Here is a 13,592-nt window from a genome sequence, read left to right on the forward strand (position 1 = left end):
CGTAGAGATATCCAACGGGTTTTTCATTTGCTTCTGCCAAAATCGAAATAAGATTGGGATGCTCTTCGTTTACGCCAAGTCTCTGAGCTGCTTGTCGAACGCTTAGGCAGATGCGTCCGTTGAGATTGTTGTTCGGTCCGTGCCATTCGAGCTTCAGCCAAGCATGTGCTATGTTGATGAAACCTATATCAAGGTGTGCGGGTTCTGGAAATATCTATATCGGGCTATGGACAATTACAGGAACCCGGTTGATTTTTCTGCCTAGAGCCAAGAGAGATCTTGGTGCGTATTCAGCACGACGTTCAAGGGCGAACCGCTTCTGTCTACGGGCACATTGGTACAGACGGTGCCAACTCCTCTTCGGACTTCAAAAACTAACGCAGCATCAAAATGAAGCAGATCTCAGGACAAATAGGACCTGCTAAAAACTCTGCGACGGGCTCCTTCATCCTCTCATCATGCTGAAATGTCCAACGACAGGCTTTCGCGCAGCATGTTGCGATAGCGCGACAGAGCCCCTTCGAGATGCGTCTTCATGGCACTTTCTGCGGCTTCCGCGTCGCCGTCGACGATAGCCTGCAAAATAATGGCATGTTCGCGATGAAGATGCGGATTCGGATGGATCTTGCGTCGATCAAGCGCGCCGGTCAGATCTTTTCGCGGAATGATACCGGGGCGTATCATGGCCAAAAATTGCGGGAAACGTTTGTTCTGCGTTGCGACCGCGATCTCATAATGAAACTGGAAGTCCGCTTCATAAGGCCATTCATCAGCAGCCATCGCCTCGCCGACAACGGCGTGAGCTTTCAGAATATTCTCCAATTGAGCAGAAGACCGACGAGCAGCTGCAAGTCCTGCGGAACGAATTTCAAAAGCGGAGCGCATTTCCAACAGCTCGATCACTTCAGATATTCTATCCGGGGAAAGATCGGAGAATGGATGATTCTGACGCGCATTGCGAGGGTCGAGAACGAACACCCCTGCCCCTTTGCGTGCCTCCACCAGACCATCAGAACGCAAAATGGCAATAGCCTCTCTAACGACGGTTCTGCTTACCTCAAACCGTTTCCCCAGATCTGCTTCGCTCGGCAAGCGATCGCCAGGAACAAATTTTGTCGAAGCAATTTCTTGTCGGAGAAGCTCGCTGATCCGGCTGACCAAAGTCTGTGATTTGCCACTTTTTTGCTTTTTGCCGTCTTGCTCCGCTTCCATCTTTCACCTTTCACAAAACCAAATCTGTATGCCTGATTTTCAATCAATATGACTATTTATCATATTTTTCAGCACATTCAATTTCTCTTCTGGTGAAGTGTCTCTGAAATTTTTAGATTCCTGTCATTTTTCGTGTCAAAAGCGACAGAAGCCCATCAGGCAGGCCTGAAAATCTGCTGTTTGAACAGCTTAATGCGAAATCTATCGAAAATCTATATGAAAGATATTAATAATCTGTATGACAAATATTGACGTACTTTGAAAATTCCCTTAACAATGAAAAATACAGAATGATAGCCACCAGAAGGCTACGGGAAGGTCTTGCTCATGATTATTACTGATGTCTCAGTCTCGGTCTTTTCAACCACCACACGCCGCCATTCGGACAGCGCAGGTCATGGGCACCCCGGACCGGCTCACAAAGTGCAGCAAGCGATGTTGACGATCAACACGGAAGATGGTCATCAGGGTTACTCTTTCTGCCCTCCAGAAATCGTGCGGCCCCATATTCTCGAGAAATTTGTCAAGAAGGTGCTGATAGGCCAGGACTACCGGGATCGCGAGCGTCTGTGGCAGGACTTGGCCCACTGGCAACGCGGCTCTGCTGCACAGCTTACTGACAGAACGCTGGCTGTGGTTGATTGCGCGCTCTGGGACTTGGCTGGCCGCACACTCAATCAGCCGGTTTATAAACTCCTCGGCGGCTATCGCGACAAGATGCCTGCTTATGGGTCGATTATGTGTGGTGATGAGCTGGAAGGCGGACTGGCGACGCCGGAAGATTATGCCCGATTTGCTGAGAAACTCGTGAAGCGCGGCTACAAGGGCATCAAGCTTCACACCTGGATGCCACCAGTTAGCTGGGCTCCAAACGTCAAGATGGATCTCAAAGCCTGCGCAGCGGTTCGTGAAGCCGTAGGCCCTGATTTCAGCTTGATGATTGACGCGTTTCATTGGTATTCGCGCGCGGATGCATTGGCGTTGGGGCGTGGCCTCGAGCAACTTGGCTTTGACTGGATAGAAGAGCCACTCGACGAGCAATCTCTCTCTTCCTATAAATGGCTGGCAGACAACCTCGAGATTCCCGTTCTGGGGCCGGAAAGTGCGGCTGGCAAGCACTGGCACCGAGCGGAATGGGTGCGCTTCGGCGCATGTGATATTCTGCGCACTGGCGTTAATGATGTTGGCGGCATAACACCAGCCATCAAAACGATGCGCATGGCCGAGTGTTTCGGCATGAATTGCGAAGTGCATGGCAATACGGCGATGAACCTGCATGTCGTAGCAGCTTCAAAAAACTGTCGTTGGTATGAACGTGGCCTATTGCATCCATTCCTCGAATATGACGACGGGTTTGACTATCTGAAATCCCTGTCCGATCCAATGGATGAGGATGGATTTGTGCAGGTACCAGACCGTCCTGGTTTGGGCGAAGACATCGACTTCGACTTTATCGAAAACAATCGCGTTCAATGAGCTTTGAGAGGGCGCTCACTTACTCCCCTCTCTGTTTGTGCAAGTTGAAGTTTAAGAAGAGGCAGAAGCTTGGAGAGAAATCTCTCTCAATGAGGAGTATCGAGTTTCTGTCCAAATCCAGGGTGCGACGCTATGAGTGTTGACTAAATTGTCAGACATATTTTTAATCCGTCGTACATAGCAAGAGTATTCATGGTTACTATTGGGAGGAAACATGAAAAAACTACTCGCTACTGTTGCTTTCAGTGCCGTTCTGTTGGCTGGCACTGCAAGCTTCAACTCTGCCGCAATGGCAGAAACACCGAAGGATCAACTCATCGTTGCGTTCAACATGAACAACGTGTTGACGATGGACCCGGCCGCCATTACAGGCGGCGAAGCGGTTCAGATTTTGAACAACGTCTATGACGCCCTTGCTCAGCTTGATCCTGAAACGCGGCAGCTCCAACCACGCATTGCGGAAAGTTGGGATATCGCTCCTGACAATATGTCTGTGACGTTCCACCTGCGCAAGGATGCCAAATTTGCATCAGGCAATCCGGTAACGGCAGACGATGTTGCTTTTAGCTTTAAGCGCTTGCTTACACTCAATCTGGCTCAGGCATCTTATCTCAAATCCCGAGGCTTCAAATCTGAAGATGTTGACAAGTATTTCGTTGCCAAAGATGAGCATACTTTTGTCCTGAACCTGCCTAAGCTGGACGACCCGAAGCTCATCATCATGATATTGACGCAGGCTGGTCCTGGCTCCATTCTTGATTCCGAGCTCGTCAAAAGCCATGAGAAAAACGGCGACATGGGCAAAGAATGGCTAGCGAACAATTCCGCTGGCTCAGGCGCGTTTTCTCTGACCAAATGGCGCGCAAACGAGTATGTCATTCTCGGCCGGAACGATGATTTCTGGGGTGGCGCTCCGGAAATGAAACGCGTGCTCATGCGCCATCTGCCTGAGTCTCAAACTCAGCGGCTAGGCCTTGAACAGGGCGATCTTGATATCGGCTTCTCGCTTGCCGCAGCAGACCTTAAGGCGCTCAAGGAAAAATCAGCTCTGACCATCAACTCAGTACCCAGCGTGGGGTTCTACTATCTCGCCGTGTCCATGAAGGATGAACGGTTTGCCAAACCGAAAGTTCGAGAAGCCCTGCGTTATCTGATTGACTACAAAGGCATCAACGAGACGATCATGTCATTCTTCGGTGTTCAGCGTCAGCGCCCGATCAACTCCGGTGCTTTCTCGGCGATGGAGGACCCGGGGTATACATTGGATGTCGCAAAGGCCAAGAGCTTGCTTGCTGACGCTGGTTATCCGGACGGATTTGATACAACCATTCGTGTAATCTCAACCCAGCAGTTCCTCGATTCAGCGACGGCCATTCAGTCCACGTTGGCACAGGCTGGTATCAATGCTGAAATCATTACTGGCGGTGGCAGCCAGATCTATGGTGCCATGCGCAACCGTGATTTTGAATTGCTCGTTGGGCGCGGCGGCGGTGGCCAGTTCCCGCATCCAGATAGCAACCTCCGCGCATTGGTCTACAATCCGAATAATGCTGACGAGGCTAAGCTGACCAATTATCAGGGCTGGCGTACCAGCTTCTTCAGTGAAGAACTCAACAGCATAATTGAGAAAGCTTTGGTTGAACCCGATCAGGCCAAACAGACCGAGCTATACAAGGACGTTCAGATTAAAATGGACAAGGAAATCATTCCGTCTATCCAACCATTCTCGGAACGCGTCGTGACCGCAGCATATCAGGCCAATGTCAAGAATGTGATCGTTGACCCATGGGTTTGCCGCTTTGAAAACGTCACGAAGACTCAATAAACCTCCAAGACGTACAAAATAGCAACCACACTGAAAGAGCGTATCTTACGGTACGCTCTTTTTTTGTCTCGCTTGAGGATTTCCAGCCGGTTGCTGAATGGTCGGCGCCCAACACCTCCTGATGACGACGGAGCCATCGAAAAAGAAGCAACGGGTGTGTGTCTCTTAGTGGCTGGCGAGGATGTGGGGTGCTAGAAAGTGGGGAGCTGGCCATCGCTTCGTTCGTGCGGATGCAATTATTGTCCAGAAGGTGATGCCGGAGAGGACGCTACTGCACTGATGACTATGGATGATTTTGAAAAGAAATGGTGCAAGTGTCATTGATCATTTCCGAGACATTTTCGATAGGGCAAGTGCAGCGCCCTTGCCCTATCTTTGATCTTGATCCTTATCGAAGAAGCCGCCGGTGGCCATGAACCGGGATTGCGTTCTTTATTCTACAGTACGCTCATATTTGAGGCTTGCTGCAATCAACTCCTTGGCATAGGGCATCGCCGCTTGATTGTCCGGGATAGCTTCTCGCGGCAGAATCTCGACGATTTTTCCGCCCTGCATGACCGCGAAGCGATCACACATATGATCGACCACAGCCAGGTCATGACTGACGATCAGATAGGTGAAGCCTTTTTCTTCCCTGAGCCGCACAAGCAAATTCAGGATTTCAGCCTGAACAGAAACATCTAGAGCGGAGGTCGGTTCATCCAACAGCAGAATATCCGGCTCAAGAATAAGGGCTCTCGCAATAGCGACACGTTGTCTTTGCCCCCCTGAGAGCTGGTGAGGATAGCGATCCAGAAAATCAACGGGTAACCCAACATCGGTCAAAGCAGATTCCATGCGCTGCTGGTGATTGTCCAGCTTGTGGATTTTGAGAGGCTCAGACAGCGTCGTTCGCACAGAATGGCGCGGATGAAGCGACCCGTAAGGATCCTGAAACACCATCTGGAACGTACGGCACCGTTCAAAAGCACTCATCTCTCGTACAGATGTTCCATCAATTCGGATGTCTCCGCTCCAGGAGTTGAAGAGCAACGACATGCAACGCAGTACGGTCGATTTGCCAGATCCACTTTCGCCAATCAAGCCAAAGCACTCACCCCCATTCACTTCGAAGCTTACGTCAGGCAGAATGACCGCGGAACCGAGCTGTATCCTAAGTTTATCTATTGAAACAGGTTTCATCACACCACCTTCACATCTTCAAGCCATTCAGGACGACGCTCCAGCACAGGCAAAGGCGCTCGCGGCCCGCCAATATGCGGTTGAGCAGCAAGAAGCCCTTTCGTGTAAGGATGCCGGGCATTATGCATTTCAGATGCATTGAGGGCCTCAACTACCTGCCCCGCATACATGATGAGCACTCGATCACAGAAATTGCGCACCAGATTGAGGTCGTGCGAAATCATGATAAGGCCGATACCCTTATCGCGAACCAACGCATCCAGAATATCAAGCACCTGAAGCCGCACGGTCACATCAAGTGCCGAAGTTGGTTCATCCGCGATAACGACATCGGGGTCGGTGAGCAGCATCATGGCGATCATAATGCGCTGCCCCATACCGCCGGAAACTTCGTGCGGATAAAGGCCGTAAACGCGCTCTGGATCTCGAATCTGCACCGATTCAAGCATCGCGAGTGTTCGCTGCCTGGCTTCCTTTTTGCTGCACCGGATGTGATTACGATACGCTTCGTCCACTTGTGGGCCGCATTTCTGTATCGGGTTGAGCGAGAATTTAGGATCTTGCAAAATCATCGAGATGCGCTGGCCACGGACCTTTAGCATTTGCTTTTCGGGCGTATTCAGAAGGTCGATATCACGGAATTGCATGCAATCCGCCTTGATCTCCGCTGTCGGGAGCAGTTTCAGCAGTGCGCGTCCTACCGTTGATTTGCCAGATCCGCTTTCGCCGACAATGCCGAGGCGCTCTTTGCCCAAATTGAAGGACACATTCCGAACCGCGTCCGTTGGGGTGCCTCGGTAGCGGATAGAAAGATTCTCGACCGAGAGAATGGTATCAGAGTTCAGCTCTTTCATCCTGTTATCTCCGGTTCAGCTGTTTGGGATCTAGCGCATCTCGCAAGCCATCACCCAAGAGGTTGAAGCCAAGTGAGACGCAGAAAATTGCAATGCCAGGGAAGGTAACCACCCACCAGCTATCGATCATGTAACGACGACCCGTTGCGATCATCGCACCCCATTCAGGCAAAGGCGGTTGAGCTCCGAGACCCAAAAAGCCGAGCCCTGCTGCAGTGAGGATCACGACTGCCATATTGAGAGTGAGGCGAATGATCACCGATGGCAGACACATCGGAACAATCGAGCGCCAGATGATACGGAAACTTGATGCCCCCTGAAGGCGCGCCGCGGCAATGTAATCGGTTTGCCGAAAAGTCAGGGTTTCCGCTCGTGCCAAGCGCGCAATTGGTGGCCACGCAGTCAAGGAAATGGCAATGATCGCATTGTAAAGGCTCGGGCCCAAGGCTGCCACGAATGCCAGCGATAGGATGAGGGAGGGAAACGACAGGAAGATATCGGTGATCCGCATCAATACCGTATCTACCTTGCCTCCAAGATAGCCTGCGACCGTCCCGATCGTCAGGCCAATCGGACCAACGACGACGGAGACAATTCCGATGATTGTTAGAGAAATGCGCGTTCCGTAAAGAAGACGGCTATATATATCGCGCCCCAATTCGTCTGTGCCAAAATAGTGCTCCGCGCTTGGAGCCTGTAAAGCATTGCGTAAATCCTGAATATAGGGATCGTGTGTTGCAAGCAACGGCCCGATAATTGCCAGTATGATCAACAGTGCCAGCACAAACAGACCGTAGGCTGACGTGGGATTTTTCAAGAGGAACAGAACAAGATTCTGAGTGGAAACAAGCCATTGAGGCTTGCTTGCTTTTTGTGTGACGTTCGGTGTCAGGTTGAGATCTGTCATGATTAGCGAGTCCTCGGGTCGAACACACGGTAAAGAATGTCGGAAATCAGGTTGAGCGCTGTGAATATAAGGCCGACGATCAATACGCAGGTCATAAGAGAATTCATGTCGCCAATCATCAAGTTGCCGACCAGATAGGACCCAAAGCCGGGCCAGGCAAAAACGGTCTCGATCAGGATTGACCCCTCAAGCAAGGTACCGAAAGCCAAGGCGACAATCGTAATCAACTGCACCCGGATATTGATGAAGGCATGAAACCAGATGGTCTTGCACTGACTGAGCCCTTTCACGCGGGCTGTTGTGATATATTCCTGGTTGATCTGGTCGAGCATGAAGCTGCGCGTCATACGCGTGATGAAGGCTGCCGAAGAATAGCCCAACAAGGACGCAGGCAAAATGATGTGTTGCAGAGCACTCTTGAAGACATCCCATTCACCCGCCATGGCGCTGTCGAGCAAGAGAAAGCCAGTCGTGTTCGGCTCTAGTCCGATGTAAAACTGGCTCATGCGACCAGATCCTCCTACCCAGCCGAGTTTGGCGTAAAATATGATCAGAGCTATCATTCCGGTCCAAAAGATTGGCATGGAATGGCCCATCAGGCTGAATACACGAATAAGATGATCGGGCCAGCGATCTTTGTTTACCGCGGCCACCATACCCAAGGTCACTCCCAGCGTTGCGCTGATGATGATTGCGAAAAGTGCCAGTTCGATGGTTGCTGGCATAACGTGGAGAATATCTTCCAGCACGGGCATGCCAGTTCTTACTGATTTACCCAGATCTAATGTGACCACGTCATGCAAATACATGTAGAATTGCTCCCACATGGGGCGATCTAGCCCGAGTTGCCGATACACATTTTCATAGACTTCTCGTGTGGCCTCCTCTCCCACGATTGCTCGTACGGGATCGTTGGGCATGACCCTGCCGATTATGAAAGTGAGAGTAAGTAGACCCAATAAGGTAACAGCGATCGTGCCCACTTTGGACAAAATGGCTTGTACCTGGCTCCTGTACGCAATCATGTGGCTCCTCCTCCCATGATGCAAACCGCCGAGCGTTAGGCGCAGGCTTGCTTTCTGTCATATTAATTTAATTTCTGTCATACAGATAATTGATTGTCAAGATGGAAGGCTGACATCTGGCGTCTATCAAAGCTCCCGCTCAACGAGATCCCTGTCCACCTTTCCCGAGGACAAAACTTATGGTCTCTATGGCTGGGAGTGTGGAGGAATAACCTGTGCTACAATCTTGCCAGCTGCCCTGATCGAAAGGCAGAAACTCACAAATTGACAAAATAAGGATATTTTTACAGACCCTTAGTGGAAGTTCATACTCCTCATTGTGCGCTTTATCTCGCACGTATGAAGCTATTCGGCTATAGGCCATCCGGCCGCTTCTGCAGTTCACAGTAAAGCCTCGAACAAGTCTTCAACAGCCCTATCACCCACGACACGATAACCTGTCCGATAGATGCGATCGCCCTAAACATACCCCAGGTCCTTCAATTACCCTCGTTGGTGGGAGAAGGTTTATTACTCAGGGCCCAGTTCGGGCTCAGGTAGTGTCTTTGAACGCAGAGTTCCAAAAGAGGATGATCCGGACAATATGACTTGGCCAACTGATCACAACCCATATATCAATTATTGGAGATATTCTGCATCCGCCCCAATTCGGGCATTTGTTGTCGGGTATATGTCGCAAAGCAGGTTCGTTATTCGGGCCATTCAAATGAAGCAGCAACCAAACAGAGGGTGCTCCCCTGCATATCCCTTCAGCTTTTAGCGCTGCTATTCGACATCTTTGGATCGATTGGCTTCGTCAATAGGCCTCATTTAACGATTGACGCTATGCGCCCCGCAACAATGCTTGTACTTTCTTCCGCTACCACAAGGGCACGGAGCATTGCGGCCAATGGACTGTGCTTGCAAGCCGGAATGTGACCGGTTTTCCGCTTGGCCTTGCCGGATTATTTTCATGATATCGGTGGCGGGGCGTCCTGCACGAATAAGATTGGCCATCACTTGCAAAGTCGGCCCGGCATGTTTGACAAAATGCGTGGTGGAGCGGCAGAAATAATTATGTCCCGGTTCTCCATCCTTGCTCTTGAGAAAACGATGCTTGGGGCATCCGCCATTGCAGGCAAAGCGAATATCACAGCCGAGGCACTGTTGAGTAAGAGTGTCTCTCTTGGCATTGCCAAACTCTTTCTGCTCAGGCGAGTTTGCCAATATATCAATCGGTTTTTGCGTGATATTGCCAAGCTTGAATTGCGGATAGACATAGTGATCACAAGCATAAAGATCGCCGTTATGCTCCAAAGCGAGCCCCTGCCCGCACGTTTCGGCAAAGACACACAGAGATGCAGGTTGCCCCATAAAAAGGCCCAGTTGCATGTCAAAGAACTGAACAAAAACCTGACCAACATCCCGCTGAACCCACTCATCGAAGATCGTGGTTAGAAAACGGCCATAGGTGCGCGGCAAGACACTCCATGGAGTTACTTTATATTCAACGCGATCCTCATCAATCTGTGGTGCTGGTGCGAGCTTTTGCGCGCCGGATGAGCGTTCCACTATCGGTATAAACTGGATAAATTGCGCTCCAATCTCTCTCAAGAAACGATAGACTTCAAGCGGGCGTGTCGCACTGTCGCGATGAACAACCGTCAGAATATTATGCTCGACCCCATATTTGTTCAGAAGCTCATAGCCGGCCATGACCTTGGCAAAACTGGCGCGCCCTGCCCGGTCATAGCGATAGAGATCATGGATCTCTTCCGGGCCATCAATACTGATACCGACTAGAAAATTGTTCTCTTTTAAGAAACGAGCCCAGCGATTATCAATTAATGTGCCATTGGTCTGCAAGGCGTTGCGGATTTTCTTTCCCTTGGGAGCATAGTGTGCCTGCAAGTCGACAATTTTTTGAAAGTAGTCAACGCCCAATATGGTCGGCTCGCCTCCTTGCCAATTGAACCAGATATCCGTTCCTTTGAGGTTTGCTTGAGAGGTGATAAAGTCGCGGATATATGTTTCGAGAATCTCTGCAGGCATTTCGAACCGCTTGGTCTGCGAATAGAGGTCCTCTTTCTCCAGATAATAACAATATTTGCAATCAAGGTTACATCTTGGACCAATCGGTTTGGCCATGACCTGAAAGGGACTTTCAGTATGTATTGTCATAAAATCAAATCCTTTTCAGATTGAAACTTGAACGCAAAGAGAGCGGAGATCTCTTCGCAAGCTCTTAATCAGATCTGGGGCCTTTGGTAGACTTACACGCTGGGCCGGGACCTCGCATATAATGCTTCTCTGGTTGATAGTGCTTTTTATAAAGGGCAATCAAGTGCCGGATAAAGGAACCCAAACGCATGGGATTGATTCCTTGCTTGCTATGTTTGGTATCGGGCGTCGTCCCTTCGCCAGACTTGACTGAGCCAAGACCAGCAAAGGAATGCACCAGGGGGACAACAATCGGTCTCTTCTCAAAGAGAGGACAAGGCAGCGCGAACCTCCTCGCTGCAATGCTCGGGAACATCGCCGATATCGGCCATCTTGTGATCCAGCTTCGATAGCATCGTGCTGAATATTTCTGCATAGGCAGGGTCATCGGCAAGATTGGTGAGCTCGAACGGGTCTTTTTCGCAATCAAACAGCTCCCATTCAGGTGGCGCATCATTTGGGCGTGCCCCAATCTGTCCAAGATCCTTGTTGTACCAATAAATCAGCTTGTAACGGGGATCACGGATACCATAATGGGCGTAGGCATGATGGATCTCGTCATTGTGCATCCAATAGCGATGATAGGCCAACTGATCCCAGTTATCCGGCGTTTTGCCTTCCAAAACAGGGCGCATCGAGGTCCCTTGCATATAGCTGGGCACCGGAAGGCCCGCAAAATCAAGGAAGGTTGGAGCAAAATCTACATTGCTGGCAATATCAGAACTGACGCTGCCCGGTTTGATGGCTGCCGGATAGCGAACAAGGAACGGCATCTGGAGAGATTCTTCATACATGAAGCGTTTGTCGAACCAGCCGTGCTCGCCAAGAAAGAAGCCCTGATCGGACGTGTAGATCACGATCGTGTTTTCTGCCTTGCCGGTCTTATCGAGATAGTCAAGCAATCGCCCGACATTGTCATCAATAGCCTGGATTGTGCGCAGATATCGTTTCATATAACGCTGATATCTGAATTCGGCGAATGCCTGCGGATCATCAAAGGTGATATTTTCACCCGTCTTCTGGTCGATGACGGTAATGGTTTCGCCTTGAGCCAATTCAGGGATCTTTCGCTGTGGCCAATAGTCCGTCACCAACTCCCCAACCTGCTCTGCCGGTCCTTCCGGCTGCACCAGACCGAGATCTTCGTAGGTCATGTCTGATTTGATGCGCATTTGCGCCGCCTCGGCTGCGGCTGCGCGATTGGCATAGTCATCATTGAATGTTTCCGGCAGCGGCAGGTCTTCGTCCGCCCAAAGATGATCATAACGCGGATGAGGCTGGAAGTTCCGATGTGGCGCCTTGTTGTGACACATCAGGAAAAATGGCTCATCACCGCAGCGCTCGATGAAGTCGAGTGACATGTCCATGATAAGATCTGTTGCATAGCCCGGATGGCGCCGCTCCCCTTCGGGATGGATGAACATCGGGTCCCAATAGTCCCCCTGGCCAGGCACAACTGCCCACTCGTCAAACCCCGTTGGCTCATGTTCTTTACCTTCGCCCAAATGCCATTTGCCAAACATGCCTGTGCGATAGCCGCTGCTACGCAGATGCTTGGCTACATTGGGGAGGCGATTGTCTATGTGCGTGTCCAGCGTTGTAACGCAGTTGACGTGATTATAGGTGCCCGTCAATATGGCTGCGCGACTAGGGGTGCAAATGGAATTCGTGACATACACTGCATCGTGGCGCATACCCTCATTGGCCAACCGGTCAAGATGCGGCGTATGGTTCAGACCGCCACCATAGGCTGATATCGCTCGGCTGGCATGGTCATCGGACATGACAAATATAATGTTGGGGCGCATTGTTTTGTTCCTTTTCTTTCAACGGGCATAGCAGAGGGCTGCCCGCCCCGATGGTGTAATCAGGTTCACCAAGGGCCGCACCGGCGAAAGCCGGTGCGGCCGGTCATGAAAGATTATTCAGCGTAGAGATCCGACAAATAGAAGTCCTTTGCCGGTAGAGGATCTTTGATCTTGCCGAAATCGGCATATAGCCGGGCCAGCGTATCAAACCAGGCATCCACCTTGCCGTCTCTGGTCAGGTCTTCCAGTTCCTTGCTGCTTGGTAGCTTGGCTAGCTTGGCTTCCTTGGCAAGCGGACCTTCGGGCACATTCAGGAACTTGGCTGTAATCGCCACAGCTTCATTCATATTGTCGCGACGAAAATCCAATGCCTCTTTGATAACCGCATTGACCTTCTTGACCACAGCGGCATTGCCGCTCATGGCGTCGCTGACGATAAAGCTGGACGGGAATGCCACATCAGGGAAAAAGTCTTCGTTGGAGGTGAGTTCATTCATGTCTGGAATACGGTTCCGAATGACCTCTACAAAGGGATACCAGATACCGGCTGCATCTACCTGACCGGAGCCAAAGGCGGTTACTATGGTGCTGGGATCCATTCTGACTACTTCGATGTCGTCAAGCGTCAGGCCCGCCCGCTCAAGCGCGAGACGCAGCAGCATGTCGCCAGATGTGCCTTCTGGCACGCCTACTTTCTTACCTTTTAGGTCGGCAATCGTTTCAATTCCCGGCTGGGCAATTACACGGTCTGTGTAGCCGAGCGCATTGACTGCGATGATTTTGGCTTTGCCTGAAGCGGGAAGCCAAAGCGCTCCTGGTCCGATATAGGCAAAATCCAGTGATCCGGCTCCAAGAGCCTGAACCTGTATCGGTCCGTTGGTGAAGACTTTCAAGTCTGCCTTGAGACCATGCTTCTCCCACAGGCCCTTTTCGGTTGCTATTGCAGCCATGCTGGTTCCGAAATAGTCTGCAATATAGCCCATGCGAATATTGTCGGCATCGGCGCTGGACGCAGCGCCGGTCATGATCCCCAGCGAGACCCCGAATATTCCTGTTCCCAAAGCTTTGACCAGTGTCCGTTTGGTAATAGCCATCTGTTTTCTC

11 protein-coding genes are annotated in these 13,592 nt (G+C 50.9%); 3 read left to right on the forward strand and 8 right to left on the reverse strand.

Annotation, left to right across the window (positions count from 1 at the left end; translation table 11 throughout):
- Nucleotides 1-163: 163 nt before the first annotated feature.
- Nucleotides 164-265: a DDE-type integrase/transposase/recombinase gene (locus BM258_RS25090; RefSeq protein ID WP_090073542.1), complete on the forward strand. Its 102-nt coding sequence runs from the start codon at nucleotides 164-166 to the stop codon at nucleotides 263-265.
- 191 nt (nucleotides 266-456) lie between these two features.
- Here the strand turns inward: BM258_RS25090 and BM258_RS14650 are convergent, their stop codons facing one another.
- The gene (locus BM258_RS14650) at nucleotides 457-1,212 is read right to left on the reverse strand and encodes a FadR/GntR family transcriptional regulator (RefSeq protein ID WP_090073543.1); all 756 of its coding nucleotides are present in this window, start codon (nucleotides 1,210-1,212) and stop codon (nucleotides 457-459) included.
- A gap of 327 nt (nucleotides 1,213-1,539) precedes the next feature.
- On the opposite strand from BM258_RS14650, the gene BM258_RS14655 reads away from it, so the two are divergent.
- Complete coding sequence (locus BM258_RS14655) at nucleotides 1,540-2,688, forward strand: mandelate racemase family protein (protein WP_090073544.1); 1,149 nt, start codon at nucleotides 1,540-1,542, stop codon at nucleotides 2,686-2,688.
- Nucleotides 2,689-2,902: 214 nt separating this feature from the next.
- The gene (locus tag BM258_RS14660) at nucleotides 2,903-4,513 is read left to right on the forward strand and encodes an ABC transporter substrate-binding protein (RefSeq protein WP_090073546.1); all 1,611 of its coding nucleotides are present in this window, start codon (nucleotides 2,903-2,905) and stop codon (nucleotides 4,511-4,513) included.
- 432 nt (nucleotides 4,514-4,945) lie between these two features.
- On the opposite strand, the gene BM258_RS14665 is transcribed toward BM258_RS14660, so the two are convergent.
- The 7 genes from BM258_RS14665 to BM258_RS14695 form a co-directional block, all read right to left on the reverse strand.
- On the reverse strand, nucleotides 4,946-5,695 hold the full coding sequence (locus BM258_RS14665; RefSeq protein ID WP_090073548.1) for an ABC transporter ATP-binding protein: 750 nt from the start codon (nucleotides 5,693-5,695) through the stop codon (nucleotides 4,946-4,948).
- Nucleotides 5,695-6,549, reverse strand: coding sequence for an ABC transporter ATP-binding protein (locus BM258_RS14670; protein WP_090073550.1), 855 nt, complete (start codon nucleotides 6,547-6,549; stop codon nucleotides 5,695-5,697). The genes BM258_RS14665 and BM258_RS14670 overlap by 1 nt, the downstream gene beginning before the upstream one ends.
- A gap of 4 nt (nucleotides 6,550-6,553) precedes the next feature.
- Nucleotides 6,554-7,456 carry an ABC transporter permease gene (locus tag BM258_RS14675; protein WP_090073551.1) on the reverse strand — a complete coding sequence of 301 codons (903 nt, stop codon included), beginning with the start codon at nucleotides 7,454-7,456 and terminating at the stop codon, nucleotides 6,554-6,556.
- Nucleotides 7,457-7,458: 2 nt separating this feature from the next.
- Nucleotides 7,459-8,481: an ABC transporter permease gene (locus BM258_RS14680; protein WP_210186762.1), complete on the reverse strand. Its 1,023-nt coding sequence runs from the start codon at nucleotides 8,479-8,481 to the stop codon at nucleotides 7,459-7,461.
- Between the two features lie 810 nt (nucleotides 8,482-9,291).
- Nucleotides 9,292-10,641 (reverse strand): anaerobic sulfatase maturase, encoded by a 1,350-nt coding sequence (locus BM258_RS14685; protein ID WP_090073555.1) that lies wholly within the window; start codon nucleotides 10,639-10,641, stop codon nucleotides 9,292-9,294.
- Nucleotides 10,642-10,943: 302 nt separating this feature from the next.
- Nucleotides 10,944-12,488: a sulfatase family protein gene (locus BM258_RS14690; RefSeq protein WP_090073556.1), complete on the reverse strand. Its 1,545-nt coding sequence runs from the start codon at nucleotides 12,486-12,488 to the stop codon at nucleotides 10,944-10,946.
- 113 nt (nucleotides 12,489-12,601) lie between these two features.
- The gene (locus BM258_RS14695; RefSeq protein ID WP_090073795.1) at nucleotides 12,602-13,513 is read right to left on the reverse strand and encodes an aliphatic sulfonate ABC transporter substrate-binding protein; all 912 of its coding nucleotides are present in this window, start codon (nucleotides 13,511-13,513) and stop codon (nucleotides 12,602-12,604) included.
- Nucleotides 13,514-13,592 lie beyond the last annotated feature (79 nt).

The sequence above is a fragment of the Cohaesibacter marisflavi genome, from assembly GCF_900115225.1.
In the GTDB taxonomy this organism is placed as follows: domain Bacteria; phylum Pseudomonadota; class Alphaproteobacteria; order Rhizobiales; family Cohaesibacteraceae; genus Cohaesibacter; species Cohaesibacter marisflavi.

Coding starts and splice junctions, on each gene's coding strand:
- BM258_RS25090 (WP_090073542.1), top strand. CDS start 164: ATGTGCTATGTTGATGAAACCTATATCAAGGTGTGCGGGTTCTGGAAA.
- BM258_RS14650 (WP_090073543.1), bottom strand. CDS start 1,212: ATGGAAGCGGAGCAAGACGGCAAAAAGCAAAAAAGTGGCAAATCACAG.
- BM258_RS14655 (WP_090073544.1), top strand. CDS start 1,540: ATGATTATTACTGATGTCTCAGTCTCGGTCTTTTCAACCACCACACGC.
- BM258_RS14660 (WP_090073546.1), top strand. CDS start 2,903: ATGAAAAAACTACTCGCTACTGTTGCTTTCAGTGCCGTTCTGTTGGCT.
- BM258_RS14665 (WP_090073548.1), bottom strand. CDS start 5,695: ATGAAACCTGTTTCAATAGATAAACTTAGGATACAGCTCGGTTCCGCG.
- BM258_RS14670 (WP_090073550.1), bottom strand. CDS start 6,549: ATGAAAGAGCTGAACTCTGATACCATTCTCTCGGTCGAGAATCTTTCT.
- BM258_RS14675 (WP_090073551.1), bottom strand. CDS start 7,456: ATGACAGATCTCAACCTGACACCGAACGTCACACAAAAAGCAAGCAAG.
- BM258_RS14680 (WP_210186762.1), bottom strand. CDS start 8,481: ATGATTGCGTACAGGAGCCAGGTACAAGCCATTTTGTCCAAAGTGGGC.
- BM258_RS14685 (WP_090073555.1), bottom strand. CDS start 10,641: ATGACAATACATACTGAAAGTCCCTTTCAGGTCATGGCCAAACCGATT.
- BM258_RS14690 (WP_090073556.1), bottom strand. CDS start 12,488: ATGCGCCCCAACATTATATTTGTCATGTCCGATGACCATGCCAGCCGA.
- BM258_RS14695 (WP_090073795.1), bottom strand. CDS start 13,513: ATGACCGGCGCTGCGTCCAGCGCCGATGCCGACAATATTCGCATGGGC.